Annotated in this window: 26 protein-coding genes; 12 read left to right on the forward strand and 14 right to left on the reverse strand. The window is 70.2% G+C overall.

Annotation, left to right across the window (positions count from 1 at the left end):
• The first annotated feature begins 9 nt into the window (after positions 1-9).
• From BHU06_RS11450 to BHU06_RS22520, 5 genes are read left to right on the forward strand one after another with little or no spacing between them, the layout of a single operon-like run.
• The gene (locus tag BHU06_RS11450; RefSeq protein WP_070399322.1) at positions 10-1,326 is read left to right on the forward strand and encodes an NAD(P)/FAD-dependent oxidoreductase; all 1,317 of its coding nucleotides are present in this window, start codon (positions 10-12) and stop codon (positions 1,324-1,326) included.
• Between the two features lie 19 nt (positions 1,327-1,345).
• Complete coding sequence (locus BHU06_RS11455; protein WP_083293175.1) at positions 1,346-2,272, forward strand: bile acid:sodium symporter family protein; 927 nt, start codon at positions 1,346-1,348, stop codon at positions 2,270-2,272.
• A gap of 7 nt (positions 2,273-2,279) precedes the next feature.
• Positions 2,280-3,254 (forward strand): SDR family oxidoreductase, encoded by a 975-nt coding sequence (locus BHU06_RS11460; RefSeq protein WP_070399323.1) that lies wholly within the window; start codon positions 2,280-2,282, stop codon positions 3,252-3,254.
• Entirely contained in the window at positions 3,251-4,150 is a 900-nt protein-coding gene (locus BHU06_RS11465; RefSeq protein ID WP_070399324.1) for an EamA family transporter, read from the forward strand. The genes BHU06_RS11460 and BHU06_RS11465 overlap by 4 nt, the downstream gene beginning before the upstream one ends.
• On the forward strand, positions 4,147-4,602 hold the full coding sequence (locus BHU06_RS22520) for a helix-turn-helix domain-containing protein (RefSeq protein WP_175442839.1): 456 nt from the start codon (positions 4,147-4,149) through the stop codon (positions 4,600-4,602). Before BHU06_RS11465 ends, BHU06_RS22520 begins: the two co-directional genes overlap by 4 nt.
• 26 nt (positions 4,603-4,628) lie before the next feature.
• Here BHU06_RS22520 and BHU06_RS11475 read toward each other — a convergent pair whose 3' ends face one another.
• The 6 genes from BHU06_RS11475 to BHU06_RS11500 form a co-directional block, all read right to left on the reverse strand.
• Positions 4,629-5,339 (reverse strand): hypothetical protein, encoded by a 711-nt coding sequence (locus BHU06_RS11475; protein ID WP_139147051.1) that lies wholly within the window; start codon positions 5,337-5,339, stop codon positions 4,629-4,631.
• A 261-nt stretch (positions 5,340-5,600) separates the two neighbouring features.
• Complete coding sequence (locus tag BHU06_RS11480; protein ID WP_070399326.1) at positions 5,601-5,909, reverse strand: type II toxin-antitoxin system RelE/ParE family toxin; 309 nt, start codon at positions 5,907-5,909, stop codon at positions 5,601-5,603.
• Positions 5,906-6,178, reverse strand: a complete 273-nt coding sequence (locus BHU06_RS11485) for a YlcI/YnfO family protein (protein WP_070399327.1) — start codon at positions 6,176-6,178, stop codon at positions 5,906-5,908. The genes BHU06_RS11480 and BHU06_RS11485 overlap by 4 nt, the downstream gene beginning before the upstream one ends.
• Before the next feature lie 115 nt (positions 6,179-6,293).
• Complete coding sequence (locus BHU06_RS22815; RefSeq protein WP_070399328.1) at positions 6,294-7,271, reverse strand: tripartite tricarboxylate transporter substrate binding protein; 978 nt, start codon at positions 7,269-7,271, stop codon at positions 6,294-6,296.
• 53 nt (positions 7,272-7,324) lie between these two features.
• A complete protein-coding gene (locus BHU06_RS11495) occupies positions 7,325-9,301 on the reverse strand; it encodes an NAD(P)/FAD-dependent oxidoreductase (RefSeq protein ID WP_083293176.1) in 1,977 nt (658 codons plus the stop codon).
• A gap of 46 nt (positions 9,302-9,347) precedes the next feature.
• Positions 9,348-10,667 carry a carboxylesterase family protein gene (locus BHU06_RS11500; RefSeq protein ID WP_254668156.1) on the reverse strand — a complete coding sequence of 440 codons (1,320 nt, stop codon included), beginning with the start codon at positions 10,665-10,667 and terminating at the stop codon, positions 9,348-9,350.
• Between the two features lie 106 nt (positions 10,668-10,773).
• Between BHU06_RS11500 and BHU06_RS11505 the strand changes: the two genes are divergently transcribed.
• Positions 10,774-11,691, forward strand: coding sequence for a LysR family transcriptional regulator (locus BHU06_RS11505; protein ID WP_070399329.1), 918 nt, complete (start codon positions 10,774-10,776; stop codon positions 11,689-11,691).
• Between the two features lie 14 nt (positions 11,692-11,705).
• On the opposite strand, the gene BHU06_RS11510 is transcribed toward BHU06_RS11505, so the two are convergent.
• From BHU06_RS11510 to BHU06_RS11530, 5 genes are read right to left on the reverse strand one after another with little or no spacing between them, the layout of a single operon-like run.
• Entirely contained in the window at positions 11,706-12,716 is a 1,011-nt protein-coding gene (locus BHU06_RS11510; RefSeq protein WP_070399540.1) for a 2Fe-2S iron-sulfur cluster-binding protein, read from the reverse strand.
• Between the two features lie 23 nt (positions 12,717-12,739).
• Positions 12,740-13,219, reverse strand: coding sequence for a heme-binding protein (locus tag BHU06_RS11515; RefSeq protein ID WP_070399330.1), 480 nt, complete (start codon positions 13,217-13,219; stop codon positions 12,740-12,742).
• A 32-nt stretch (positions 13,220-13,251) separates the two neighbouring features.
• Complete coding sequence (locus BHU06_RS11520; RefSeq protein ID WP_083293177.1) at positions 13,252-14,751, reverse strand: aldehyde dehydrogenase family protein; 1,500 nt, start codon at positions 14,749-14,751, stop codon at positions 13,252-13,254.
• Entirely contained in the window at positions 14,748-15,596 is an 849-nt protein-coding gene (locus BHU06_RS11525; protein ID WP_070399331.1) for an alpha/beta fold hydrolase, read from the reverse strand. The genes BHU06_RS11520 and BHU06_RS11525 overlap by 4 nt, the downstream gene beginning before the upstream one ends.
• Before the next feature lie 53 nt (positions 15,597-15,649).
• Complete coding sequence (locus BHU06_RS11530; RefSeq protein ID WP_070399332.1) at positions 15,650-16,381, reverse strand: TenA family transcriptional regulator; 732 nt, start codon at positions 16,379-16,381, stop codon at positions 15,650-15,652.
• A 192-nt stretch (positions 16,382-16,573) separates the two neighbouring features.
• On the opposite strand from BHU06_RS11530, the gene BHU06_RS11535 reads away from it, so the two are divergent.
• Genes BHU06_RS11535 through BHU06_RS11555 form a run of 5 tightly spaced genes read left to right on the forward strand, consistent with a single transcriptional unit; the run spans position 16,574 to position 19,189 of the window.
• Positions 16,574-16,864, forward strand: coding sequence for a 2Fe-2S iron-sulfur cluster-binding protein (locus tag BHU06_RS11535; RefSeq protein WP_070399333.1), 291 nt, complete (start codon positions 16,574-16,576; stop codon positions 16,862-16,864).
• Positions 16,865-16,892: 28 nt separating this feature from the next.
• Positions 16,893-17,216 carry a hypothetical protein gene (locus BHU06_RS11540; protein ID WP_070399334.1) on the forward strand — a complete coding sequence of 108 codons (324 nt, stop codon included), beginning with the start codon at positions 16,893-16,895 and terminating at the stop codon, positions 17,214-17,216.
• Positions 17,213-17,494, forward strand: a complete 282-nt coding sequence (locus tag BHU06_RS11545) for a 2Fe-2S iron-sulfur cluster-binding protein (RefSeq protein ID WP_070399335.1) — start codon at positions 17,213-17,215, stop codon at positions 17,492-17,494. Before BHU06_RS11540 ends, BHU06_RS11545 begins: the two co-directional genes overlap by 4 nt.
• 5 nt (positions 17,495-17,499) lie before the next feature.
• Positions 17,500-18,255: a sulfite exporter TauE/SafE family protein gene (locus BHU06_RS11550; RefSeq protein ID WP_070399336.1), complete on the forward strand. Its 756-nt coding sequence runs from the start codon at positions 17,500-17,502 to the stop codon at positions 18,253-18,255.
• A 13-nt stretch (positions 18,256-18,268) separates the two neighbouring features.
• Positions 18,269-19,189 (forward strand): ornithine cyclodeaminase family protein, encoded by a 921-nt coding sequence (locus BHU06_RS11555; RefSeq protein ID WP_070399337.1) that lies wholly within the window; start codon positions 18,269-18,271, stop codon positions 19,187-19,189.
• Positions 19,190-19,289: 100 nt separating this feature from the next.
• Here the strand turns inward: BHU06_RS11555 and BHU06_RS11560 are convergent, their stop codons facing one another.
• From BHU06_RS11560 to BHU06_RS11570, 3 genes are all read right to left on the reverse strand, one after another.
• Complete coding sequence (locus tag BHU06_RS11560; protein WP_070399338.1) at positions 19,290-19,943, reverse strand: GntR family transcriptional regulator; 654 nt, start codon at positions 19,941-19,943, stop codon at positions 19,290-19,292.
• Between the two features lie 192 nt (positions 19,944-20,135).
• The gene (locus BHU06_RS11565; RefSeq protein ID WP_070399339.1) at positions 20,136-21,167 is read right to left on the reverse strand and encodes a porin; all 1,032 of its coding nucleotides are present in this window, start codon (positions 21,165-21,167) and stop codon (positions 20,136-20,138) included.
• A gap of 38 nt (positions 21,168-21,205) precedes the next feature.
• Positions 21,206-22,735 (reverse strand): hypothetical protein, encoded by a 1,530-nt coding sequence (locus tag BHU06_RS11570; protein WP_070399340.1) that lies wholly within the window; start codon positions 22,733-22,735, stop codon positions 21,206-21,208.
• A 481-nt stretch (positions 22,736-23,216) separates the two neighbouring features.
• On the opposite strand from BHU06_RS11570, the gene BHU06_RS11575 reads away from it, so the two are divergent.
• Positions 23,217-24,698, forward strand: coding sequence for a gamma-glutamyltransferase family protein (locus tag BHU06_RS11575; protein ID WP_070399341.1), 1,482 nt, complete (start codon positions 23,217-23,219; stop codon positions 24,696-24,698).
• Positions 24,699-24,713: the final 15 nt, after the last annotated feature.

Here is a 24,713-nt window from a genome sequence, read left to right on the forward strand (position 1 = left end):
CTGATTCCCATGACCGCTCCCACCGAACAACAGATCGCCCTCATCGGCGCCGGCCCGTCCGGCCTGGCCGGCGCGCGCTGCCTGCAGAAACTCGGCGTGCCCTTCCAGGGCTTCGAGGCGCACGGCGACGTGGGCGGGCTGTGGAACATCCACAACCCGCGCTCCACCGTCTACGAATCGGCGCACCTGATCTCCAGCAAGCGCATGACGGAGTTCCTGGAATTCCCCATGGGCGAGGGCGTGGCCGACTACCCCAGCCACCGCGAGCTGCTGGACTACTTCCGCGCCTTCGCCGACCACTTCGGCCTGCGCCAGCACTACCGCTTCCACACCCGGGTGCTCAAGGCCGAGCCGGTGTCCGACGCGCCCGACACCCTGTGGCGCCTGACCACGCAGACCGGCGAGGCCGCGCCACAGACCGCGCTCTACAAGGGCCTGGTGGTGGCCAACGGCACCCTGGCCGAGCCCAACATCCCGCGCTTCGAGGGCTCGTTCAGCGGCGAGATCTGGCACACCGCGCAGTACAAGTCGGCCACGCAGCTCGCGGGCCAGCGCGTGCTCATCGTCGGCGCGGGCAACTCGGGCTGCGACATCGCCGTCGACGCCGTGCACCACGCCAGAAGCATCGACATCTCGGTGCGGCGCGGCTACTACTTCGTGCCCAAGTACGTGTTCGGCAAACCGGCCGATTCGGTGGGCGGCAAGATCTCGCTGCCGCCCTGGCTCAAGCAGCGCATCGACAGCACCATCCTGCAGTGGTTCACCGGCGACCCGGTGCGCTTCGGCTTCCCCAAGCCCGACTACCTCATGTACGAGTCGCACCCGGTGGTGAACTCGCTCATCCTGTACCACATCGGCCACGGCGACGTGGCCGTGCGCCCCGACATCGCGCGCCTGGACGGCCCCACCGTGCACTTCAAGGACGGCAGCGCGCAGGACTACGACCTCATCCTCACGGCCACCGGCTACAAGCTGCACTACCCCTTCCTGGACCACGCGCTGCTGAACTGGCAGGGCATGGCGCCGCAGCTCTACCTCAACATCTTCGCGCCGCGCTTCGACCGCCTCGCCGTGCTGGGCATGGTGGAGGCCAGCGGCCTGGGCTGGCAGGGCCGCTACGAGCAGGCCGAGCTGGTGGCGCGCTACCTCAAGGCCCTGGACGCGGGCGCGCCGCAGGCCGCCGCGCTCAAGGCCGCCAAGGCCGGCCCGCCGCCGGACCTGTCGGGCGGCTACCGCTACCTCAAGCTCGAGCGCATGGCCTACTACGTGCACAAGGGCACCTACCGCAAGGCCGTGCGCGAGGCCGCCAACGCCTTCCCGCAATGAGGATGAGGAGACACCGCCCATGCTGCCCGTCGACGAGATCCGCCTGAACTTCAACCCCGCCTCGCTCGCCGTGCTGAACGCGGTGCTGGCCTTCCTGATGTTCGGCATCTCGCTGGACACGCGCATCGAGGACTTCAAGCGCGTGCTGCGTTTGCCGCTGGCCTTCACCGTGGGCATCGTGGCGCAGTTCCTGTTCCTGCCCGCCATCACCTTCGGGCTCACGCTGCTGCTGGGCGTGGCGCCCAGCATCGCGCTGGGCATGATCCTGGTGGCCTGCTGCCCGCCGGGCAACGTGAGCAACATCCTCACCCACCGCGCCAACGGCAACGTGGCCCTGAGCGTGTCCATGACGGCGGTGTCCAACGCCATCGCCATCGTGGCCATGCCGCTGAACTTTGCCTTCTGGGGCGGCCTGCACCCCACGGCCTCGACCCTGCTCAAGACCATCGCGCTGGACCCGGTGCAGATGGTGGGGCACATCCTGCTCATCATCGGCATCCCCTTCGCGCTGGGGCTGTGGGTGGCGCACCGCTTCCCCCGGGCCACGGCGCGCTTCAAGAAGCCGGTGCGCATCTTCAGCTTCCTCGCGCTCATCGGCTTCATCGTCGGCGCCATCGCGGGCAACTGGCGTTACTTCCTCGACTACGTGGGCCTGGTCATCGTGGCCGTGGCCATCCACGACGCGCTGGCCTTCGGCATCGGCTGGCTCAGTGCGCGCGCCGTGGGCCTGCCCGACTACGACCGCCGCGCCCTGTCCATCGAGGTCGGCATCCGCAACGCGGGCCTGGGCCTGGTGCTGATCTTCAGCTTCTTCGGCGGCCTGGGCGGCATGGCCGTGGTGGCCGGCGTCTGGGGCTTCTGGGACATCATCGCCGGCATGCTGCTGGCGGGCTGGTGGGGCAGGCGCCCGTTGCGGGGCGGCGTGCCGGGGCAGGCCCGCGCATGAGGTCCGCATGAAAGCGAAGAGCATCCTCATCACCGGCGCCGACGGCTTCCTGGGCCGCGGCCTGGTGGCCGCGCTGGCGCGGCGCGGCGACACCGACACGGTGGTGGTCACCGACGTGCGCGAGGTCGAGCCCGCGCGGCGCCTGCCCGGCATCACCTACCGCCGCGTCGACGTGCGCGACGACGGGCTGGGCGCGCTGCTGGCCGAGCACCGCGTCGACACCGTGGTGCACCTGGCCTCCATCGTCACGCCCGGCAAGGGCTCCACGCGCGAGCTGGAGTACGCGGTGGACGTGGGCGGCACGCGCAATGTGCTCACGGCCTGCCTGGCGCAGGGCGTGCAGCACCTGATCGTGTCCTCCAGCGGCGCGGCCTATGGCTACCACGCCGACAACCCCGCCTGGATCACCGAGGACCACCCGCTGCGCGGCCACGAGGCCTTTGCCTACGCGCACCACAAGCGCCTGGTGGAAGAGATGCTGGCCGAGGCGCGCCGCCAGCACCCCGCGCTGGCGCAGACCGTGCTGCGCATCGGCACCATCCTGGGCGAGCGCGTGGACAACCAGATCACCGCCCTGTTTCAGAAGCCGCGCCCCATCGCCATCGCCGGCAGCGACAGCCCCTTCGTCTTCGTCTGGGACGAAGACGTGGTGGGCGCGCTGCTGCACGCGCTGAGCGGCGACGCACCGCCGGGCTGCTTCAACCTCGCGGGCGACGGCGCGCTCGGCATCCATGAGATCGCCGCGCGCCTGGGCAAGCGCGCGCGCGTGTTCCCGGCCGGCCTGCTGCGCGCGGCCCTGGCCGTGGGCCGCGCGCTCGGCGTGTCGCGCTACGGGCCCGAGCAGATCGACTTCCTGCGCTACCGCCCGGTGCTGCTCAACACGGCCCTGAAGGAGCGCTTTGGCTACGTGCCGAAGAAAACCAGCGCCCAGGCCTTCGAGGCCTTCGTCGCGGCGCGGCGGGCGCAAGGGCGCCCGCTGTGAGCGCCCCCCTTCCGTTCTCGCGTGGCGATGCGCTGCGCGCCCTGGCCGTGGTCGTGATCTGGGGCCTGAACTTCGTGGTGATGAAGCTGGGCCTGCAGGCCATCAGCCCCATGCTGCTGGGCGCGCTGCGCTTCGCGGCGGCCTCGCTGCCCTTTCTGCTGTTCGTGAAACCGCCGCCGCTGCCCTGGCGCTTCGTTGCCGGCTACGGCTTGGTGCAGGGCCTGGGCCAGTTCGGCTTCCTGTTCCTGGGCCTGCAGCTGGGCATGACGGCCGGCATGGCCTCGGTGGTGATGCAGACCCAGGCCTTCTTCACTTTGCTGCTGGCCGTGCCGCTGCTGGGCGAGCGCGTGCGCGCCCACCAGTGGCTGGGCCTGGGCGTGGCGCTGGCGGGTTTGTTGCTCATCGCCTCGGCCCATGGCGAAGGCCCGGGCCAGATGACGCTGGCGGGCTTCGTGCTCACGCTGTCGGCCGCGGCCATGTGGGCCTTGTCGAACATCGTGGCGCGCCGCGCCAGCCAGATCGCGCGCTACGAGCCCTTTCCCTTCGTGGTGTGGAGCAGCCTGTTCCCCATCGTGCCGTTCGCGCTGATCGCTCTGGCCACCGACGGCCCGGCCAGCGTGCAGCGGCAACTGCAAGGCATGGGTGCCGGCGCCTGGTTTGCGGTGGTGTACCTGGCGCTGGCCGCCACGCTGCTGGCCTACAGCCTGTGGACGCGACTCTTGCAACGCCACGCGGCCACGCGGGTCACGCCGTTTTCTCTGCTGGTGCCGGTGGTGGGGCTGTGGGCCGCCTGGGTGGCGTACGGCGAGGCGCCGCTGGGGCTGCAGTGGCTGGGGACGGGGGCGGTGCTGCTGGGCTTGGTGGTGAATCAGGTGGGGGGGAGGCGGGCGGGGTGATCGCCCCTGAAACCCCGCTCCTTCTTGCCCAATTGGCGGCGAACCTCTGCGCGCTTCGAGCAAAGGGCAACTGGACTTCCAGCGCGCTGGCGGAGCAAGCGCACATCAGTCGGCGGATGCTTCAACTGCTGGAGCAGGGGGGCGTCAACGTCTCATTGGGCGCCGTGGACAAGTTGGCGCGGGCCCTCGGCGTCACAACGGGTTCACTGCTCGGGAAAAGGCCCCAGGCCCGGCAGGACGGTGCCGTCTTGATCGAGCAGGTTCTGGCAACGAACCTCGTCTCGGCGAGAAAGCGGTTGAACCTGACCCAGGAAACGCTGGCTCAGCAATCCGGTGTCAGCAGAGCCGTCATTGCGCACATCGAACGTCAGGCGCGCAACCCCTCGCTTCACACGCTGGCGAGGCTGGCCGCTTCGCTGGATTTGTCGCTTGAAGCGCTGTTGAGCAAGTAGCTCGGGTGGGGGCGATTGGGTGGTCGCTAGCCTGCCTCAGTGGTGGGAACCAAAGGTTGCCCATCCGGGAAGATCTGCTCGAGCCTGGCAAGAAGTCCCTTCTGGTACTCGATTACCTTCTGATCGCGAGGTTTGGCGTCGTGCGCGAGGCTCCAGAGCATCGCCGCGGCAGCAAGGACGGCGAACTCCGCGTTTCTCGCCCGGAAGTACACGAAGCGCCACTCCATCCCAATTCCGATCTCGGGATGCAGGATCGCAGCTTGAATTTTCCCTGGAGGGTGAACAGCAAGGTCGCGGTACTTGTAGATCTCCTTGAGGTTGTTTCTGAGGGCCAAAGTGCCCCGCGGCTTGAGCGAAAACGCTCTGCGCACAGTCTCCGAGATCTGGCTGTATCGAGCCGTTCGCCTGGTTCGCCACGTCCGCGCCAGGTCGTCGGGAATCACCTTGCACTCGCGCAGGACCGCATACAAGGCGTCCCAGGCAATGGCAGCGGCTGTGATCGCCTGCATTGACGCCTCAAATTCAGCTTCAAGTAGCGCTGCCTTTGTCTCCTCGGTAGCGCTCGCCCAAGCCTGTTGCCGTTGAGATCTCGCGAGCAACGCACTATCGAGGTGGCGCTTCGCAACCTGAACCCAGGTGGGGCATACATCGAATCGAAGGTGCAGGACGATCGGGTCCGCGTCGATCGACCCGTCCTCACCAATGCGAAGCGAAAACTGTGGAATGGAGACGGTCATTCCGCGAGTCAGATAAACGCCGGTCATGCGAGCCCTTGAATGCAAGGTTGTCGATCAAATTGCGATTGAGATCGTCTTTCCGCATCGTATCGGTGTGGCTGCGCTGGCAGAGGGGTCGGGAGGAGCTCCCTGCGGGTCTACGATTCGATCCCTGCGTAGCCCTCGCCGGTACTGAGTCCGCTGCCGGTGCTCAGAGGAATCTCGGCTGCCGACGGTCAGGTCTGCCGCGAATGGCCGCAATCAGTGCAGGCGCAGCTCTGTTCAGTGGTAGTCGTTTTCGCGCTGGTGCCGGATCGCTGCGATGGTGATGGCGTGCGCTTCCACTTCGTACAGCGCGACGTAGCCCGTTCTGCCAAACGAGATGAGCAACTCCCGCTCGAATGGCGAACCGACCTTGCGCCCCATGAACGGGTTCGACGGCAGCAGCTGCAAGGCCAGTCGAATGGTGTTCAGCGCTTGCTCGGGAAGCGCCCAGTTGGGCGTGGAACTCTTGAGCTCGCGCTCGACGATGAAATCAAAGAGGCGATCGAGGTCGTCCCTGGCCTCGGGCGTGAAGCGCAGCAGCCTCACCGGGCGGACGACGCTTTGGCGGCCCGAAGCCGGTCGTCGAGCCGAGACAGAACCTCATCCGCATCAAGGTAGTTCCCCGTCTCCTTGGCGCGGGCGAGCGAGGCGAAGCCGCGCTGGTGGAATTCGGCGTCGGCCATGCGGCGCATCAGCTCCCGGCGCACCGCATGCTCGACGAGCGAACTCAGGGTTTCGCCCTCGGCCAGCACCTCTTCGAGCTGCTGGCGAAACTCGGGTTCGACCCGGATCGGGGGAAGGGAAGCGGATCTCATCCGGCGAATGTATCGCAGATGCGATGCAGCCGGCTGGGCCGCTGGTCGAAGGCGCAGGCCTGCGGGATGCGGCTTTCACGCAGGCCTGCCACGGAGCCCGTCGGCCATGCCGCGCTCAGTTCAGGCGGATGTTGGCTCCCCGAATCACCCCGCGCCATTTCTCCGTCTCCCCCGCCAGAAACCGCTGCATCGCCTCCGGCGTCGAGCCCACCGCTTCCATGCCCTTGGCCGCGGTGCTTTTCTTGAAGGTCTCGTCCGCCAGCACCGCATTCACCATGCCGCTGAGCTTGGCGATGTTCTCGCGCTTCATGCCCTTGGGGGCCACGAGCGAGATCCAGGTCATGGCCTCGTAGCCGGGGTAGCCGGCCTCGGCCACGGTGGGCACGTTGGGCAGGGCCGAGGGGCGCGCGCTGCCGGTGGTGGCCAGGGCCACGATGCGGCCCGACTGGATCATGGGCAGCGCGGCCGTGAGGTCCAGAAAGCCGAGGTCCACGCGGCCACCGCCAATGTCCTGCAGCGCGCCGGGCGTGCCGTTGTAGGGGATGTTCACCATGAAGATGCCGGTCTTCTGTTTGAACAGCTCACCCGCCAGGTGGTGGCTGGTGCCGGTGCCGTTGGTGGCGTAGGACAGCTCGCCGGGCTTGGCCTTGGCGCGCTGCACCAGGTCCTTGAGCGACGTCAGGCCCGATTCGCGGCTGGCCACGATCACCACCGGCGCCTGCGCCAGCATGGAGATCGGCGTCAGGTCGGTCTCGGGGCGGTAGCCCAGGTTGGGGTAGAGCTCGGGATTGATGACCAGCGCGCCGGTCACGCCCACCAGGATGGTGTGGCCGTCGGGCGCGGCGCGCACCACCTGCCCGGTGGCCAGGTTGCCGGCGGCGCCGGGCTTGTTCTCGATGATGAAGATGCCGTGGCCCTGGCTCTGCAGCTTGTCGGCCAGCTCGCGGGTGACGGCGTCGGCCGAGCCGCCGGGCGGGAAGGGCAGCACGAACTTCACCGGCTTGTCCGCCGGGTAGTCCTGCGCGGCGGCCAGCGTGGCGATGAGGGCGCCAAGGCCCAGGGCGATGAGGGAGCGAAGGGCGGACGTGAACATGTGTCTCCTTGTGGTGTGTGTCGGTGAAAGAAAGGGGAGGGGCGGGCCCGTGCTCAGGCGAGCACGTAGTCCTCGGGCCTGAAGCGGGCGGTGAGGTTCCAGTACTCCAGCATGCCGAAGGGCCAGGTCTGCGCGGCGCGGCCGCTCTTGTTTTTGTACCAACTGCTGGTCTTGGCCACGGCCCAGGCCTTGGTCTGGTTGCCCTGGTCGATCCAGGCGTTGTATTGCGCGTAGGGCTCGGGCCGGCAGTCCACGGTCCTGTGGCCCTGGCTGAGCACGTGGCGCAGCGCGCGCAGGGTGTACTCCACCTGGCACTCGGACGAGAAGATGGCGCTGCCGTTCACCACCACGCCGGTGTTGGGGCCGCTGGTCATGAACAGGTTGGGAAAGCCCGGCACGGAGATGCCCAGGTAGGCGCGGCAGTCGCCGTCCCAGTGGCGGTGCAGGTCCTGGCCGGCGCGGCCGGTCACCTTGAGCGGGTAGAGAAAGTCGGCGGCCTTGAAGCCGGTGGCGCAGATGATGAGGTTCACCTCGTGGCGCTGGCCGTCGGTGGTGTGGATGGCGTTCTCGCTCAGGTGCGAGATGCCCTGCGTCACCAGGTCCACGTTGCCGGCCTTGAGCATCTGCGGCCAGGTGCCGTTGTCGCGCAGCATGCGCTTGGCGCCCGGCGGGTAGTCGGGCGTGGCGTGGGCCAGCAGGTCGGGCCGGTCGGCGAACTGCTGCTGCAGCATGGCCAGGCATTCCTGGCGCAGGGCCTCGTTGCCGGCGCTGATGGACACCGGGTGTTGCCACGCCGGGTCCAGTTCCACCAGGTGCAGGCGGCCTTCCACGCCGATCCAGAACTGCCAGAAGCGCACCCAGCGGCCGTAGCTGGGCACGTGGCCCAGCAGCCAGCGGATGCCGGGCTTGAGGTCGTCGTGGTAGGTGGGCGTGGGCAGCATCCAGGGCGGGTTGCGCTGGAACACGCTCAGGCGGCTCACCTGGGCATAGATCTCGGGGCCGATCTGGAACGCGCTGGCGCCGGTGCCGATGAGCGCGACGCGCTTGCCTTGCACGCTCACGTCGGGGCGCCAGGCGGCGGAGTGCACCACCTCGCCCTTGAAGGACGCCAGGCCCGGGAAGTCGGGGATGTGCGGCCGGTTGAGCAGCCCCATGGCGGTGATGACGAAGTGGAAGTGCTCCACGTGCGCGCTGCCGTCGGCGTGGCGCGCCGTCACTTTCCAGGCGGCTTTGTCTTCGTCGAATTCGAGCGCCTCGACCTCGGTGTTCACGCGGATGTGGGGCCGGATGCCCGTGCGGCGCACCACGTCGAGCAGGTAGCGCAGGATCTCGGGCTGCTGCGAGAACTGCTGCGTCCAGTCCTGCTTCTGCGCGAAGGACAGGCTGTAGGCGAAGTTGGGCGTGTCCAGGCGGCAGCCGGGGTAGGTGTTCTCCCACCACACGCCGCCGATCTCGCGGTTCTTCTCGAACACCGTGAAGTCCAGGCCGGCCTGCTTGAGCCGGTAGGCGGCGGTGATGCCGGCGAAGCCGGAGCCGATCACCGCCACCTTGGTGCCGGCGGCCTGCGGGAAGTCGCTCACGTGCCAGCCGGGCGCGCCGCGGTCGTCGGGCACGTTGACCTCGTGGCGCAACAGGTCCATCAGGTCCTCGTGGCCGTCGCGGATGAGGAACTGCACGATGCGGTCCAGCCACTCGGGCGAGGGCGTGGGCGCTTCGGGGCAGCCGGCGTCGCGGTAGCGGATGAGGGCCTGCGTGGCCAGGGCGCGGGCCTTGGCCTGGGCCTCGGCCGACAGGCCGCCCTGTGGCGCGATGCGCGCCGTCATCGACGGCGAGGGCGGCTTGAGATCGTCCTCCAGCAGGGCCGGGTCCTGGGTCAGCATGGCCAGGGCCGCGAGCAGGGCGGGCAGGTCGGCGTCGCGCACGGCGGCCTCGATCTCGGCGTCGGAGGCCGCGATGGGCTGGACGCGGTCGAAGGCGGCCAGGGTGTCGTCGTCAAGGGTCGGGGGCAGGTCCCCTTCGGTCAATCGCATGGTGCTTGCTTGGGCTCTCGGGTAGGAAGGGAAACGGGGGCGGCGTTCACGCGAACACCTGGGGCTGCGGGCCCGGTGCCCAGGGCAGGGGCCGGCCGTGCACGAAGTCCAGCCAGGCGGCCTGCATCTGCTGCGTGAGGCGCTGGCCATCGGCGGGATGCAGCCCGGCGAGCAGGGGCGCCGAGGCGAAGGCGCCGTGCGTGCCGAACACGAAGGGCAGTTCGGCGCAGTGGCAGGCGCCCAAGGGCAGGCCGGGCGGGCCGTCGAAGCGATAGAGCCAGGCCTGGGCGCCGGCGCGCGCCGACTGCGCGGCCCACTGGCGCGCGGGCGTGGCGAAGCGGCGCTCCGTCTCGGCCCCGTCCACCGCTGTGCCGGGGGCGGCGAAGGCGCGCATCTCGTCGCGGTTCCAGCCGGCGAGCACGTCGACCCGGCCGGCCGCGTGGGCGGTCAGCGGCGCCGACAGGGGCGGCAGCGTGTCGCCGTCGAGCACCGGGCCGAAGAGGCCGTGGCCGTCGGCCGCCGCGCGCGTGGCGGCCACCACCTCGGGCGCGAGCTGCGCGCGCAGCAGGCGCTCCACCGGCAGGTCGCGGGCCTGGCGCAGGTCGGCCGCGCCCGCCGCGCGCAGCAGCGTGCGGCCGATGAACCGCGCGGCCTCGGCCGAGCGGGCGCCGCGGCCCAGGGGCGCGCTCTGCAGGATCGCGCGCTGGAAGCCCGAGGCGCCGCGCATGCCCAGGGCCGCGACGTTGACGCCGCCCGCGGACTGCCCCATGGCGGTGATCCGCGCCGGGTCGCCGCCGAAGGCCGCGATGTGGGTCGCCACCCATTGGAAGGCCAGCTCCAGGTCCAGCAGGCCGAGGTTGGCCACGCCGCCGTCGGCCAGCAGCCAGCCCAGGGGACCCAGGCGCGCGTTGAGGCCCACCACGACCACATCGCCGCGGCGCGCCAGGGCCTCGCCGCTGTACCAGTCGAGCACGCCGCCGCTTTGCCAGGCGCCGCCGTGGCACCACACCAGCACGGGGCGGCGCGCCGCGTCGGCCCCGGGTGTCCAGACCGTCAGGTGCAGGCAGTCCTCGGACTGCGGCGCCTCGCAGGCGCCCAGCACCGGGGCGAGCGCCGAGGGCAGCTGGGGCGCGATCGGGCCGGTGCCGGTGGCGTCGACCTCGCCGCGCAGGGGCAGGGGCGCGGGCGGGGCGAAGCGCCGCGCGCCCACCGGTGCCAGCGCGTAGCGCAGCCCGCCAAAGCGCGACACGCCCCGCCGCCGCAGGCCCAGCAGCCGGGCCTCGCCCAGGCGCAGCGCCACGCGCTCGGGCGGGGCGTCGGTCGCGGGCGAAGGCGGGGGGTGATCGGGGCGGTCGTTGCGGCGCACGGGGTGTCCCTGGGGGGCATCGGTCGGCGGGGGGAAGGCCGCGATTGAAGTCCAGATCCGTTCATTCGTAAATCGATAGTTATTCAATCATCCATAAAATGACTTCATGAATACGTCCCGCGTCACCGGCCTCACCCTGAAGCAGTTGCGCGCCTTCGTCGCGGTCTACAAGCTGCGGCGCCTGAGCACGGCGGCCGCGCAGCTCTACGTCACGCAGTCGGCCGTGAGCGTGCTGATTCGCCAGATGGAAGAGGTGCTGGGGATGCGCCTGTTCGACCGCACGACGCGCTCGCTGCAGCCCACGCCGGCGGCGCACGACGTGATCGAGACCGCGCAGCGCGTGCTGCGCGACATCGACTCGCTGAGCGCCGGCCTGGACGACCTGTCCTCGCTGCGGCGCGGCCGTGTCACGGTGGCCTGCACGCCGACCCTGGCGGAGGTCCTGCTGCCGCCGGTGATCCGCGCGTTCCGCGAGCGGCACCCGGACATCCAGGTCAACGTGGACGACTGCGCGCCCGACCAGTTCATCGCGCGCCTGATCGGTGAACGCGCCGACTTCGGCATCGGCACGCCCGACCGCGCGGACGACGGCGTGCAGATGCAGCGCCTCATGGGCGACCACCTGAGCGTGGTGCTGCACAAGGACGACCCGATGGCGGCGCGCAAGTCGGTGCGCTGGAAGGACCTGGACGGCGTGCCCGTGGCCACCGTGCGGCCCGGTTTCGGCGTGCGCCCGCTGATCGACCATTCCGCCGCGCAGGCGGGCATCCGGCTCAACGTGGCGCGCGAGGTGTCCCTGCTGTCCACCGCGCTGTGGATGACGTCCTGCGGCATGGGGCCGTCCATCATGCCGGCCGCCTATCTGCGCTACTCGCGCGACCCGGACCTGGTGGCGCGGCCCCTGAGCGGGCCACGCGTCTCGCGCGACATCTACGTGCTGGTCAAGGAAGGCCGCTCGCTGTCACCGGCGGCGCGCCAGCTGGTGCAGGTGCTGCACGCGCGCATGAAGGCGTTCGCCGGCTGAGGGGGCGGCGCCCCTCAGCCCGCCACCAGTTCGCTCTGGAACAGGAAGCTGTCGGAGTAGAAGAAGGCCGGGTCGGCCCCCTGCGCCGCGAGCTCGGCCTTGGCGCTGGCGATCATGGCGGGCGAGCCGCACATATAGAAGGCGCACTCGCCGAGTTCGGCGCCCAGGTCTTCGATCACCGCCTGCTGCACGTGCCCGCGCCGGCCGCTCCAGGCCTCGCCCGCGCGCGAGAGCACGGGCACGTAGCGGAACTCGTAGAGGCCTTCGCCCCAGGCGCGGATCTCGGCGTCGAGGTAGAGGTCGGCCTCGGTGCGCGCGCCCCAGTAGAGGTGCACGGGCGGGCAGTCCTCGTCGCCCTTGAGCGATTCCAGCATGCTCTTGAGCGGGGCCAGGCCGGTGCCGGTGGCCAGCATCACGATGGGGCGGTAGTCCTGCGGGTGCAGTCGGAAGCTGCCCAGGGGCAGCTCCACCTCCAGCGCGTCGCCGGGCTGCAGCTGCGTGAGCTCGCCGTCGGTGAAGCGGCCGCCCGGGATGCGGCGGATGTGGAAGTCCACGCGCGCGCCGGCCGGGCAGGAGGCCATGGAGAAGCTGCGGTGGCTGCCGTCGGGCAGGTGCACGTTCATGTACTGGCCGGGGTGGAAGCGGAAGTCGGGTTCCACCGGCAGTTCCAGGCACAGGCGCGTGACGTCGCCGCACAGCGCCTCGACGCTGTCCACGCGCGCCAGCAGGCGCTGCGGCGGCGGGCCCAGGTCGGGCTCGACGCTCACCACCAGGTCGCCGCAGGCGCGCGCCTGGCAGAGCAGGGCCTGGCCGGCGGCGGCCTCTTCCTCGCTCAGGCCCATGGGCAGCTCGTCTTCGTAGCGCACCTGGCCCTCCACCACGCGCACGCGGCAGGTGCCGCAGGCGCCGTTGCGGCAGTCGTAGGCGAAGGGCACGTCGTGGCGGCGCGCCGCGCTCAGCACGGCCTCGTCGGCGCCGGCGTCGAAGCAGTGGCCGGTTTCCAGCCAGGTGATGCGGTGGGCCATGGCGCGCTCCGGCGACGGGACCATCAGTACTTCAGGTCGGCCTTGACGACCACGTCCAGGCCTTGCCCGGCCAGCAGGTCCTTGAGGGCCTGCAGCGCGGCCAGGCCGCAGGCGGTGTCCTGCTCGCCGTTGCCGCCGCTCAGGCCCACGCCGCCCACCACCTCGCCATTGACCACGATGGGGAAGCCGCCGACGAAGACGGCGAACTTGCCGTCGAAGCTCCACTGGATGCCGAAGGCCTCGTTACCGGGCAGGGCGGGGCCGTTGGGCGGCGTGTTGAACAGGTGGGTGGACCGCTTGTGGCCGGCGGCCGTGAAGGCCTTGTTCCAGGCGATCTGCGGGCCGGTGACCCGCGCGCCGTCCATGCGCTCCAGCACCAGCGGGAAGCCACCTTCGTCGGTGATGCAGACGGTCTCGGGCACGCCCAGGGCCTGGGCTTTGTCGAGGGCGGCGGCGGCCATGCGGCGCGCTTCGGGCAGTTGCAGCTTGAGAGCGGATTTCATGTGGGTCTTGTCCTTGTAAGAGCGGGGCGGGTTCAGAGGCCGCGGTAGACGACCTTGGTCTGCGTGAAGAATTCCAGGCCCACGCGGCCGGACTCGCGGAAGGTGGAGGTGCTGGAGTTCTTCATGCCGCCGAAGGGCGCGTTCACCAGGTTGCCGGTGGTGGTGCGGTTGATCTTCACCGTGCCCGACTGGATGTTGTTGGCGAAGTCGTGCATGTAGCGCGGGTTGCGCGTGGCGATGGCGGCCGACAGGCCGTACTCGCTGTCGTTGGCCATGGCCATGGCGCTGGCGAAGCTGTCGGCCTCGAGCACGGCGATCACCGGGCCGAAGATTTCTTCGCGCGCGATGCGCATGGACTGCGTGACCTTGTCGAACACGGCCGGCGTCACGTAGTAGCCCTTGTCGTAGGGCGCGCCGGTGAGGCGCTCGCCGCCGCACAGCAGCCGCGCCTCCTGGCGGCCGATGTCCAGGTAGTGCAGCACGGTCTCGAGCTGCTTGGCCGTGGCCAGCGGGCCCAGGTCCATGCCGGGCTGGTGGCCGGGGCCGATCTTGAGCGTCTTCACGCGCTCGACCAGCTTCTTGGTGAAGGCCTCTTTCACGGCCTTCATCACGATCACGCGGCTGGTGCCGGTGCAGGCCTGGCCGGTGAGCGAGAAGCCGCCTTTGATGGCGAGTTCCACGGCCTGGTCCAGGTCGGCGTCTTCCATCACGATCAGCGGGTTCTTGCCGCCCAGCTCCATCTGCAGCCGCGTGGTCAGGTGCACGGTGCGGTGGATGTGCATGCCGGCCTGCGTGGAGCCGGTGAAGGAGATCGCGCGGATCGATTTCGAGGTGGTGATGATGGGGCCCACGTCGCCGGCGCGGCCGGTGATGTAGTTGATGACGCCCTTGGGGATGCCGGCCTCGACCAGGGCCTCGACCAGGCGCAGGCCGCTCAGCGGCGCGTCCGACGAGGGCTTGAAGACGATGGTGTTGCCGGTGATCAGCGCGGGCGCGATCTTGCGCGCCGGGATGGAGGCCGGGAAGTTCCAGGGCGAGATGACGGAGACCACGCCCAGCGGCTCGCGCTGGCTGTAGACCATCATGTTGGCGTCGTCCTGCGGGTAGGTCTCGCCGCCGAAGGTCTGGCCCTCGATGGCGTAGAAGCGGAAGGTCTGGGCCGCGCGCAGGAATTCGTCCTTGCCGAGTGCGACCGACTTGCCTTCCTCGCGGCTGAGCTCCTCGCCGAAGCGCTGGGCGTTGGCCTCCAGGTAGTCGGCGGCCTTGTTCAGGATCTTGGCGCGCTGGCTCGGCGCGGTCTTGCGCCAGTCCTCGAAGGCGGCGGTGGCGGCGTTGACCGCGTCCTCCGCGTCCAGCGCGGTGGAGGCCTGGAAGCGGCCGATCAGCTCGTCGGTGTGGGCCGGGTTGCTGTTGTCGAAGGTGCGCGCGCTGCGGCACTTGACCCATTGGCCGTCGATGTAGTTCAGGAACTCCTCGACCGGCCGGCCCGGGGCGCTGATTTCGGTGAGGAAGGCTTCGGCTGTCGTGCTCATGGTGCGGGTGTTCCGGTGGAGGAGGAAAGCGGTGTCAGGAAATCGCCCAGGCAGTGCGCGAAGGCCTGCGGGTGCGTCAGCTGGGGGAAATGGCCCGCGCCCGCCAGGGTGCGGCGCGTGGCATGGGGGGTGGCGGCGGCCAGGCGGTCCACGCCGGGGCCGAAGGCCTCGGGGCTGCGGTCGCCCTGCGTGAGCAGCACGGGCAGCGGGCTGTGGGCCAGCAGTTCGGGAGACAGCGCCAGCCGCTCGGGGTCGCGCGACTGGTCGAGCCAGGTGGCGGCGTTGGCCACCCAGGTGGCGCGCATGCGCGCGTCCATGACCTCTTCCCAGGGCTGGCCGGTGAGCGCGACCTGTTCCGCGAAGACCCGCGCGCCGAGCGCGGCCTCGCCGTTGTCGATGAGCGCCGCCGCGCGCGCCATGGCCACCTTGGTGGCTTGCGCCAGCGGCGCGTGCGCGGGCGATTCGCCCAGCACGCCGAACAGCGGCGGCTCGTGCAGGCACAGGCTGCGCAGCCGCTCGGGGTGCCGCGCGGCGTACAGCAGCGCCACGCAGGCGCCGTAGGAATGGCCGACCAGGTGCACGGGGCCCTGGCCGATGGCCTCGATCACGCCGTGCAGGTCGGCCACGTCCTGGCTGATGTGTCCCTGTCCACCGGGTTCGGTGCTGCCGCCATGGCCACGGCGGTCGTAGGCCACGACGCGCCAGCGCGGCGACAGCAGCGCGGCCACGGCGTCCCAGGCGCTGTGGTCGTCCCAGGAGCCGTGCACGAAAACCAGGGTCTCGCCCTGGCCGGCGCTGCCGACCAGGAGCTCGACCTCGTCCAGGGTCAGCCGGTGGTGGTTCATATCGGAAGGAGGGGCCGGGTGGGGCGGGCCGCGCCGCGGCCCGCCGCGGGGGCTCAGGCGGCCTTGGCCAGCACCGGCTTCTGCTGGGCCGGGGCCACGTAGTCGTTGTAGAGCGCGGTGGTGTAGAGCAGGCGCATCTCGGCGCCGATCTCGCAGATGCGCAGGCAGCGCTTCTGCAGCTCGGGCGTGTTGGCGTGCTCCAGCACGATCTGGTAGCCGCGCTCGCCGTGGATCTCGTCGGACACGATGTGCAGGTCGAAGAACTCGACTTCCTCGTCGGTGAAGCCGTACTTCTCGCGCAGCGTGGGCGTCTGCTTGCGGTAAATGGACGGCACCTGCGACTCCAGGCCCACCACCAGGCCGGCCACGGCGACCACGGGGTCTTCGCGCATGGCCACGGCGTAGCACCAGCTTTGCAGGGCGCGCGTGGTGGGGCTCATGTTGTCGGCGTCGACGATGCGCTCGCGCGTGGTGCCGCAGGCCTCGCCGAAGCGGATCAGCAGGTCGGTGTGGCGGTCGCCGCCGATTTCTTCTTCATACATGTTGGCCAACAGGAAGTCCTTGGCCTCGGTCATGTGGTCGGGCGTGCGCGCGTACAGGTAGCCCAGGTAGTCGGCGAAGGGGCCGACGTAGTGGTAGTGGTTCTCGGCCCAGCGCGCGAGGTGCTCGCGCGAGAGCGTGCCGCCGGCCCAGGCCAGGCTGAAGGGGGACTGGTTGGCGCTCTTGCCCTTGATGGCGTTTTCGAGGGCGGTGCGGAATTCGTCTCGGCTGAGCAGTTGGGACATGGGGGGCTCTCCTGGTGGGTGATGGGTGGACACCGGCATCGGGGCGGTCTCTCGCGACCGATTGGCGTATACAGTATACATAGCGGTCGATTCCAAGGCAAAAACCGACCGAATCAACGGGCAAATGAGCGCCGTCGTTAAAAGTATACTGTATACTTTCTCCGAATCCAAGACCAGTCCAGCCCTGCCGACATGCCCATCGTCACCTTCCACAAGAACGGCCAGACCTACCGCGACGAGGTGGCGCCCAAGAGCAACCTGGTGGTGCGCGCGGGCATCAAGGCCTATCCCTACCCGCACCTGCAGTACCAGTGCGGCATGGGCAAGTGCGCCACCTGCGCCACCCGCGTGCTGTCCGGTGCCGAGCACCTGCCGCCGCCCAACTGGAAAGAGAAGAAGCAGCTCGGCGAGCGCCTGGACCAGGGCTGGCGCCTGACCTGCCAGCTCTGGATCGAGCACGACATCGAACTCCAGCAGGACTGACCCCCCCGCGCCCGCGAAGGACCGCCCCATGACCACCTACGTGATCCTGACCAGCAAGCCCGGCCAGTTCCGCACCGAGCCGAGCGACGGCCTGGTGCCGGTCGAGGCCTGGGACTACCACTGCGACGGCCGCGTGCGCGCCCGCTTCCTCGTGGCCGAGCTGCCCGCGCCCACGCGCGTGCGGGTGATCGATGAAAGCGGCCAGGACACCGTCAACTCGGTGCCTTCCAAGTTCCTTGAATCCTTCGCGGACCTCGAATCGGCCCGCCGGGAGCTGCGCAATCTGTGCAGCTACGGCAGCACCCAGGCCGAGCTGCGCCCCCGCGATCCCGCCGCCTTCAACACGCCATGACCGTCAACATCACCTTCATCAGCAACGACAACAAGCTCGTCAGCGCGCCGGACAACAGCAACCTGCTGCGCGTCTCACTGCGCGAGAAGGGCGGCATTCCCTTCAAGTGCGGCGGCGGCCTGTGCGGCACCTGCAAGTGCCGCATCGAGCAGGGCCTGGACAACACCGACGAAGTGAAGGCCAAGGAGCGCAAGCACCTCAGCGACGAGGACCTGGCCGCGGGCTTCCGCATGGCCTGCCAGACGTTCGTGAAGGGCGACATCGCCGTGTCCTGGTGAGCGCCATGGACTGGCTGTCCACCGACCTCGTGCAGGGCGTCAGCGGCCTGCACTACCTCGCGGCCGGCGTGCTGGTGCTGGTCGGTGCCTGCCTGCAGGGCGTCAGCGGCCTGGGCTTCGCCATGTTCGCCGCGCCCCTGGCCGCGATGTGGTTCCCCGAGCTGGTGCCGGGCCCGCTGCTGGTGCTGAGCTGCCCGCTCGCGTTGATGGGCGGCCTGCGCGACCGCGCGGACATCCAGTGGAACCTGGCCAGCGTGGCCGTGGCCGGCCGCCTCGGCGGCACCGTGCTGGCCGCGGCCTGCCTGGTGCTGCTGCCGGTGAAGACTTTGTCGCTGATGTTTGCGCTGCTCATCCTCACCGGCGTGAGCCTGAGCCTGACCGGCTGGCGGGTGATGCCCTCGCGGCGCAACATGGCCGTGGCCGGCGTGGCCTCGGGGATGATGGGCACCATCACCTCGGCCGGCGCGCCGCCGTTCGCCATCGCCATGCAGAACATGGGCGCGGCCCAGCTGCGTGGCACCTTCGGCGCCATCTTCTTCATCGGCTCGGCGGTGTCGATCACGGTGCTCACCGTGGTGGGCCGCATGGGCGCCCACGAATACCTGCTGAGCGCCCTGCTGATGCCGTGGATGTTCGCCGGCTTCTTCGCTTCCAACCCGATCAAGCGCTTCGTGCCCGCGCCGCTGGTGCGCAAGATGCTGCTCGCCATGGCGGCGATCGGCGCCATCGTCGTCCTGCTGCGCACGCTGTCCGCGGCCTGAACCCTTCACCACCATGCAACACATCACCGACGCCGTCGTCGACGCCACCATCAGCCCCGAGGACGCGCAGGCCGTGCTGGACGATGCCTTTGCGCGCTTCGGCCGCGGCGAGGCCGCGATGCAGGCGCGCGTGCGCACCGAGGCGGGCGGCGTCAAGCTCTCCACCCTGGGCGCGGTGGTGCCGGGCCAGGGCGTGGTCGGCGCCAAGGTCTACACCACCATCCAGGGGCAGTTCACCTTCGTCATCCTGCTGTTCGCCGCCGACGACGGCCGCGCGCTGGCCTCGTTCGACGCCGGCGCCATCACGCGCCTGCGCACCGCCGCCTGCTCGGTGATCGCGGCGCGCCACCTGGCGCGCGCCGACGCGCGGGTGATGGCCCTGTACGGCGCCGGCGTGCAAGGCCGCATGCACGCGGTGCAGATGGCGCGCGCCTTCTCCCTGGGGGAGATCCGCGTGAGCGACCCCTACGCGCCGCCCACGCTGGCCGGGGAGCTGCAGGCCGCCTGCGGCGTACCGGTGCGCCTGTGCGCGCCGGAGGCCGCGGTGGAGGGCGCCGACATCGTGGTCACCGCCTCGCGGTCCACCACACCGCTGTTTCGCGGCGAGCAGCTGGCACCGGGCAGCTTCGTCGCCGCCATCGGCTCCAGCCTGCCGCACACGCGCGAGCTCGACGACGCGGCCCTGCGCCGGGCCGCGACCATCGCCGTGGAGTGGAAGCCGCAGACCCTGCAGGAGGCGGGCGACCTGGTGCTGGCCGCGCCCGGCGCGCTGGACCCCGCGCGCATCGTCGAGTTGGGCGAGCTGGTCGCGGGCCTCAAACCCGGCCGGCAGGACGCGCAGGCGGTGACGCTCTACAAGTCGGTGGGCGTGGGCCTGGAAGACGTGGCGCTGGCCGGTTTGGTGTGGCAGCGCCTTCAAGGCGCGGCGAACTGAGACAGCCCCAAGGCCAGAGATACCGCGGAACCGGCTTCGCCGGGCCGCTGGTGTCACCCCTTTGAGGGGGTCGCGCGCAGCGCAGCGGGGGTGTTCCTGTTCAGGGTTCCATCTGCGCCGCGTTGTACACGTGGCGCATGGCGAGCAGCGAGGCGAGTTCCGCGTCGCCCTTGATCACCGCGCGCAGGATCGCGGCGTGCTCGTCCCAGTTCTGTTGGCCGCGCGTGCGGTTGAGCGGGGCGAAGATCAGCGCGGTGCGGTCGCGCAGCGAGCGCATCAGCTCCTGCAGCACCGAATTGGCGGCGATGCTGCCCAAGGCGTCGTGGAAGCGCTGGTTCATCTCCAGCAGCGCGGCCTGGTCGTCGCTGGTGGCCATGCGCGTGCCCTCGGCCAGGATGCTTTCCATCGCGGCGATCTGCTTCTCGTCGTGGCGCTGCGCGGCGAGCTTGGCGTTGAGGCCTTCGAGCGTGGCGCGCACCTCGACCAGTTCGCGCACCTGCTCGGGCGAGAAGGCGGTGACCGAGGCGCCGCGGCGCGGCTCGATGGTGACCAGGCCTTCGGCGGCCAGCTGGCGCAGGGCCTCGCGCACGGGCATGCGCGAGACGCCGAGTTCGTCGGAGAGGCGGCTCTCCACCAGGCGCTCGCCCGGCGAGATGGCGCCACCCATGATGCGTTCGCGCAGGGCCTCGACCACCAGCGTGGTCAGGGGCGAATGGCTCGCCCCCAGCGAGGCTTCCTTGCGTGGCAGGTTCATGGTGTGGGCGTGGCTCTGTGTTCGGCGGGGCGTCGGGCGGGGCCGGGGCTGGGTCCGAAGCCGGCCGATTCTATTCGAGCGCCCAAAAAAGACCGCGGCCCGAAGCCGCGGCGAATGCCCTGACGTGAAGGGCTCCAAAGGAAAACTCGACGGATGAACAGCGGGGGGAACACGGCCCCCCGCGCGTCTGCGTCAGAACAGGTGGTACATGCCCACGCCCAGCACGCTGCCGTCCTGGTCGGCGGCGCCCGGCGTCTTGATGGTGTTGGCGCGGTAGCCGCCGTACAGCGTGGTGCGCTTGCTCAGGCTGTAGAAGGCCGCCACGCTCCAGCCCGTGCGCTTGACGTCCGGCGCGCCGGGCGCCACCGTGGTGACCAGCTTGCCCGTGTAGTTGGGGTCGCCCACGAAGCCCGTGACCGAGCCCTTGGACTGCGCGATACCGCCCGACAGCAGCCAGCCACCGGCCAGGGGCACGTCGGCGGCGATGGTCCATTCCTTGGTGTCGTCCGCGCCGTAGGCCACGCGGCCGTAGCTGGCCAGCAGCTTGGCGGGGCCGAAGTCGTACGAGCCGTTGACGCGCGTGAACTTGATCGCCGTGGAATTGCTCGTGGCCTTCTCGTTCTGGAAAGCGACGCCGGCGAACACCGGGCCGCCCGCGTACTTGACGTGCACGCTGGTGATCGAGCCGGCGCCATCGGCGGCGGTCTTGTTCTCGCCGGTGCCGTAGCTCACCACGCCGCTGAAGCCGCCGAAGTTGGGCGAGGCGTAGTAGACGCCGTTGTTCGGCGCGTCCTTGTACGAGGTGCTCAGCCACGCGCCCTGGTTGGGCGCGAGCACCGAGTTCTTGGCCGCCAGCGCCGTGCCGCTGATGTCGTCGAACGCGCTCCAGGCCTTGCCGAAGCGCAGGTCACCGAAGCCGCCCGAGATGCCGACCCAGGACTGGCGCGTGAACGACAGGGCGGGGGCGCCGCCGCTGTCCATCGCGAAACCCGACTCGAGCTGGAAGTTGGCCTTGTAGCCGCCGCCCAGGTCTTCGCTGCCCTTGAAGCCGAAGCGGCTTTCATAGACGCCGCTGCTGTCGAGCTTGCTCATGCGCAGGCCGGTGGCGGGGTTCTTCTGGCTCGACAGGTACATGTCGGCCAGGCCGTACAGGGTGACGCTGGATTGCGCCATGGCCGCGCCGGTGGCCAGCGTGGCGGAGATCAGCAGGATGCTTTTTTTCATGGGAATACCGCAGGTTTGGGGGTGGTGGGGGAGGGGATTCAGAACAGCACGACGGCCAGCACGGTGGACGCCGCCAGGCCGATGAGCACCGGCAGCGCGAGCACGCGCACCAGGTCGGTGACCGGGACCCGCGCGAAGCCGGCCACGGCGATCAGCGAGGACCAGGCGATCAGCGTGCCGCCGCCGGTCCAGATCGCGCCCATCTGGCCGATCGCGGCGAGCGTGGTGGCGTCGATGTTGGAGACCGGGCCCAGGGCGCCGGCCAGCGCGCCGGTCAGCGGCAGGCCGGAGAAGCCCGAGCCGTCGATGCCGGTGACCATGCCCACGATCAGCAGGCCGAAGGCCACGAACAGCGGGTTGTGCGGGATCCAGTCCTGCGCGCTGCGCACCAGGTCGAACAGCAGGCTGGGGGTTTGTGATGCGTCGCCACCGAAGATGGCGGCCGCGGTTTCACTGGCGCCCAGGAAGAAGAAACCGGCGATCGGCAGCACCGAGCCCATGGCGCGGAAGGCGAACACGAAGCCCTCGGTGATGTGGTCGGCGCTGGCTTCCAGCATCTGGCGCGCGCCCTTCATGGCCAGCGTGGCGAAGATCATCAGCAGCGCGGCGGCGCCACCCACCAGCGACGCGCCCGCGCCGCCCTTGAAGTCGCCCAGCGGCACGCCCAGCTTGGGCAGCACCATCAGCACGATCACCGTCAGGAACACCAGCGGCGTGACGATGGCGAACAGCTTGGACCACTTGAATTCTTCGGCCGGCACGCTCTGCAGCTCGCGCTTGAGGTCCTGGCTGGTCACCGGCTGGTGCTCGCGGCTGGTGCCCTGGGCGATCTCGGCCTTATGGGTCGTGCCTTCGTGCTCGTGCGCCAGTTCGCCCTTGACGGCCAGTTCCTGCCAGCGCTCCAGGTGCAGTGGGCTGGCGGGCTGGAACTTGCGGCGGTGGAAGATGAAGATCAGCACCAGCGCGACCACGCCGGTGATGATGGACAGCGCCAGCGCGCGGTCGGCGATCACCGCCGCCGCCGCGCCCGCGGCCTTGGCACTGATGCCGGGGGCCACGCCGATCACGTAGTCGGACGACAGCGCCATGCCCTGGCCGGCCACGGCGATGGCGGCCGCGCCCACGATGGGCGGCAGGCCGGCCGCGATGGCGGCGGGCAGCAGCACCGCGCACACCAGCGGCACGGCGGGCGTGGGCCAGAAGAACAGCGAGATGAAGTAGGTGATGGCCGCCAGCAGCAGGTACGACACCGGCCCGTTCTTCATCAGCAGGCGGAAGGGCCGCACCATCAGGATGTCGGACTTCAAGGCCTTGAGGGCGTTGAGCAGCGACGTCATCAGCGCGATCACCAGGAAGATGTTGAACAGCTCCTTGGCGGCCACCAGGCTGGCGCTGTAGACGCTGCCCACGCCAGCGAGGGGGTTGCCCGTCCAGGCCAGGCCGACGAGAAAGGTGGCGGCGATCGAGGGCACGAGCACGTTCGCGCGGAACACCATCGTCACGATGATGCTGATCACGCCGAGCAGGTACATCCAGTGCGCCGCTGTCAGGGTTACGTTGGAATCCATGGGTTTGTCCGTGGGTGTGGTGCCTGCAGGGTCAGGCGGTGGTTGGTGGGCTGCGACCGGTGCGGGCGGCACCGTGGGGTGGTTGGCCGGCGGCCTTCCCTCTTGTTTCTGCCGGCGGGGTTCTGTGCTTGGCTGTCCTGTGTTCAGGCGCAGGTGCTTCGGTGGCGGGTGAGATCGTATACAGAATACTGTTTTAGCGTTTCAGGGTTTTCCCGCGCCACAACGGGGCCTGTATCGGCCCAGAGTGGTGCGTTTTTGCCCGTCTCAGGGGTGGTTTTGGGGTGTTTGGGCTGGAGTGAGGGCATCTGTGAATACCGTATACATCAGATGCGGCCACGGAATGCAGGCTTCGTGCCAGGCCTTGTGCCCACCCCCAAGGAAAGGGCTTGCCCGGAAAGCGAAGGGCTTGGACAGGCGTTGCCCGGGGGTTTGTCGCTGCCCCCATGTGTTTGTATACTGTATTCTTTTGAGCGGACGACCCATGCACAACAGCCCCCTTCCCTGCGCGGTTCGCGGCGAGACGGCCATGGTGGCGACCGGCCACCCCTTGGCGGCGCAGGCCGCGGCGGGCGCGCTGGCCCAGGGCGGCAGCGCGGTGGACGCGGCCATTGCGGCGGACGCCGTGATGGGCGTGGTGGAGCCCATGGCCACCGGCATCGGCGGCGATCTGCTGGCCATGCTGGTGCCGCCGGGCGCCGAACCCCAGAGCTACAACGGCTCGGGCCGCTCGCCGATGGCTTTCGAGGCCGGGCTGCTGGCGCCGTTTCCCGGCGCCCGGTTGCCCGAGCGCCACGTGCACACCCTCACCGTACCGGGCGCGGTGCGCGGCTGGCACGACCTGCATCAGCGGCATGGGCGGCTGCCCTGGCGCGGGCTGTTCGCGCCGGCGATCGCCGCCGCCCGGGACGGCTTCGCCGTCGGCGCCGTCGCGGCGCGCGAGTGGGCGCTGTTCCAGCCGGTGATCGCCAGCGACCCGGTGAGCGCGCGCCTGTACCGCGCCGACGCCCCGCCACGCGCGGGCGAGGTCTTCCACAACCCCGAACTGGCCGCCACCCTGGAGGCCATTGCCCACGGCGGCCCCGACGCCTTCTACCGGGGCGCGCCCGCCGCCGCGGCCGAGCAGGCCAGCCGCGCGCGCGGCGGCGTGCTGACCGCCAGCGACTTCGCGGCCCACAGCGGCGGGTTCTGCACGCCCCTGCGCGGGCGCTTCCGGGGCCTGGAGGTGCTGCAGTGCCCGCCCAATACCCACGGCCTGGCCGTGCTGCACGCCCTGGAAGCCCTGGATGCGCTGCCCCTGGACCCCGAGGACCCGCGCAGCGCGCTGGACATGGTCCGTTGCATGGGCGAGGCCATGGCCCACGCCAAGCGCGTGGTCGCCGACCCGGCAGGCAACACCGTGTGCACGGTGGTGGTCGACGCCGAGGGTTTCGCGGTCACGCTGATGAGCAGCGTGTTCAAGCGCTTCGGCAGCGGCATCGGCGTGCCGGGCGCGGGTTTCGCCTTGCAGAACCGCGGTTTCGGCTTCGCCCCACCCGGCCAGCTCAACGGCGCCGCGCCGGGCAAGCGCCCCTACCACACGGTGGTGCCCGGGGCCGCGCTGCGTGGCGGCGTCTTTCACGCCGGCTTCGGCGTGGTGGGCGGGGCCATGCAGCCGCAGGGCCAGGTGCAGCTCCTGGTGCGCCTGGCCGCCTGGGGGCAGGAGTTGCAACAGGCCATCGCCGCGCCGCGCTGGCGCCTGGAGGGCGAGCGCGCCCTCGCGATCGAGGCCGGCACACCCGAGCCCGTGGTGCGCGCGCTGCGCGCGGCCGGCTACGCCGAGCCCACCGGACAGGGCGAGCTGGGCGGGCGCAGCGACTTCGGCGGCGCGCAGATGGTGCTGCGCGCGCCCGATGGCCAGCTGCTCGGCGGCTCCGATCCGCGCAAGGACGGCCTGGCCCTGGCATGCGAGGCCGCCACCCGCTGAACCCGCCTTTTCACC

This window comes from Hydrogenophaga sp. PML113 (assembly GCF_001777155.1).
Lineage (GTDB): Bacteria > Pseudomonadota > Gammaproteobacteria > Burkholderiales > Burkholderiaceae_C > Hydrogenophaga > Hydrogenophaga borbori.

Excerpts from the sequence above, each read along its gene's own strand:
- BHU06_RS11450 (WP_070399322.1), top strand. The coding sequence starts at position 10 with ATGACCGCTCCCACCGAACAACAGATCGCCCTCATCGGCGCCGGCCCG.
- BHU06_RS11455 (WP_083293175.1), top strand. The coding sequence starts at position 1,346 with ATGCTGCCCGTCGACGAGATCCGCCTGAACTTCAACCCCGCCTCGCTC.
- BHU06_RS11460 (WP_070399323.1), top strand. The coding sequence starts at position 2,280 with ATGAAAGCGAAGAGCATCCTCATCACCGGCGCCGACGGCTTCCTGGGC.
- BHU06_RS11475 (WP_139147051.1), bottom strand. The coding sequence starts at position 5,339 with ATGACCGTCTCCATTCCACAGTTTTCGCTTCGCATTGGTGAGGACGGG.
- BHU06_RS11485 (WP_070399327.1), bottom strand. The coding sequence starts at position 6,178 with ATGAGATCCGCTTCCCTTCCCCCGATCCGGGTCGAACCCGAGTTTCGC.
- BHU06_RS22815 (WP_070399328.1), bottom strand. The coding sequence starts at position 7,271 with ATGTTCACGTCCGCCCTTCGCTCCCTCATCGCCCTGGGCCTTGGCGCC.
- BHU06_RS11495 (WP_083293176.1), bottom strand. The coding sequence starts at position 9,301 with ATGCGATTGACCGAAGGGGACCTGCCCCCGACCCTTGACGACGACACC.
- BHU06_RS11505 (WP_070399329.1), top strand. The coding sequence starts at position 10,774 with ATGAATACGTCCCGCGTCACCGGCCTCACCCTGAAGCAGTTGCGCGCC.
- BHU06_RS11510 (WP_070399540.1), bottom strand. The coding sequence starts at position 12,716 with ATGGCCCACCGCATCACCTGGCTGGAAACCGGCCACTGCTTCGACGCC.
- BHU06_RS11515 (WP_070399330.1), bottom strand. The coding sequence starts at position 13,219 with ATGAAATCCGCTCTCAAGCTGCAACTGCCCGAAGCGCGCCGCATGGCC.
- BHU06_RS11520 (WP_083293177.1), bottom strand. The coding sequence starts at position 14,751 with ATGAGCACGACAGCCGAAGCCTTCCTCACCGAAATCAGCGCCCCGGGC.
- BHU06_RS11525 (WP_070399331.1), bottom strand. The coding sequence starts at position 15,596 with ATGAACCACCACCGGCTGACCCTGGACGAGGTCGAGCTCCTGGTCGGC.
- BHU06_RS11530 (WP_070399332.1), bottom strand. The coding sequence starts at position 16,381 with ATGTCCCAACTGCTCAGCCGAGACGAATTCCGCACCGCCCTCGAAAAC.
- BHU06_RS11535 (WP_070399333.1), top strand. The coding sequence starts at position 16,574 with ATGCCCATCGTCACCTTCCACAAGAACGGCCAGACCTACCGCGACGAG.
- BHU06_RS11540 (WP_070399334.1), top strand. The coding sequence starts at position 16,893 with ATGACCACCTACGTGATCCTGACCAGCAAGCCCGGCCAGTTCCGCACC.
- BHU06_RS11545 (WP_070399335.1), top strand. The coding sequence starts at position 17,213 with ATGACCGTCAACATCACCTTCATCAGCAACGACAACAAGCTCGTCAGC.
- BHU06_RS11550 (WP_070399336.1), top strand. The coding sequence starts at position 17,500 with ATGGACTGGCTGTCCACCGACCTCGTGCAGGGCGTCAGCGGCCTGCAC.
- BHU06_RS11555 (WP_070399337.1), top strand. The coding sequence starts at position 18,269 with ATGCAACACATCACCGACGCCGTCGTCGACGCCACCATCAGCCCCGAG.
- BHU06_RS11560 (WP_070399338.1), bottom strand. The coding sequence starts at position 19,943 with ATGAACCTGCCACGCAAGGAAGCCTCGCTGGGGGCGAGCCATTCGCCC.
- BHU06_RS11565 (WP_070399339.1), bottom strand. The coding sequence starts at position 21,167 with ATGAAAAAAAGCATCCTGCTGATCTCCGCCACGCTGGCCACCGGCGCG.
- BHU06_RS11570 (WP_070399340.1), bottom strand. The coding sequence starts at position 22,735 with ATGGATTCCAACGTAACCCTGACAGCGGCGCACTGGATGTACCTGCTC.
- BHU06_RS11575 (WP_070399341.1), top strand. The coding sequence starts at position 23,217 with ATGCACAACAGCCCCCTTCCCTGCGCGGTTCGCGGCGAGACGGCCATG.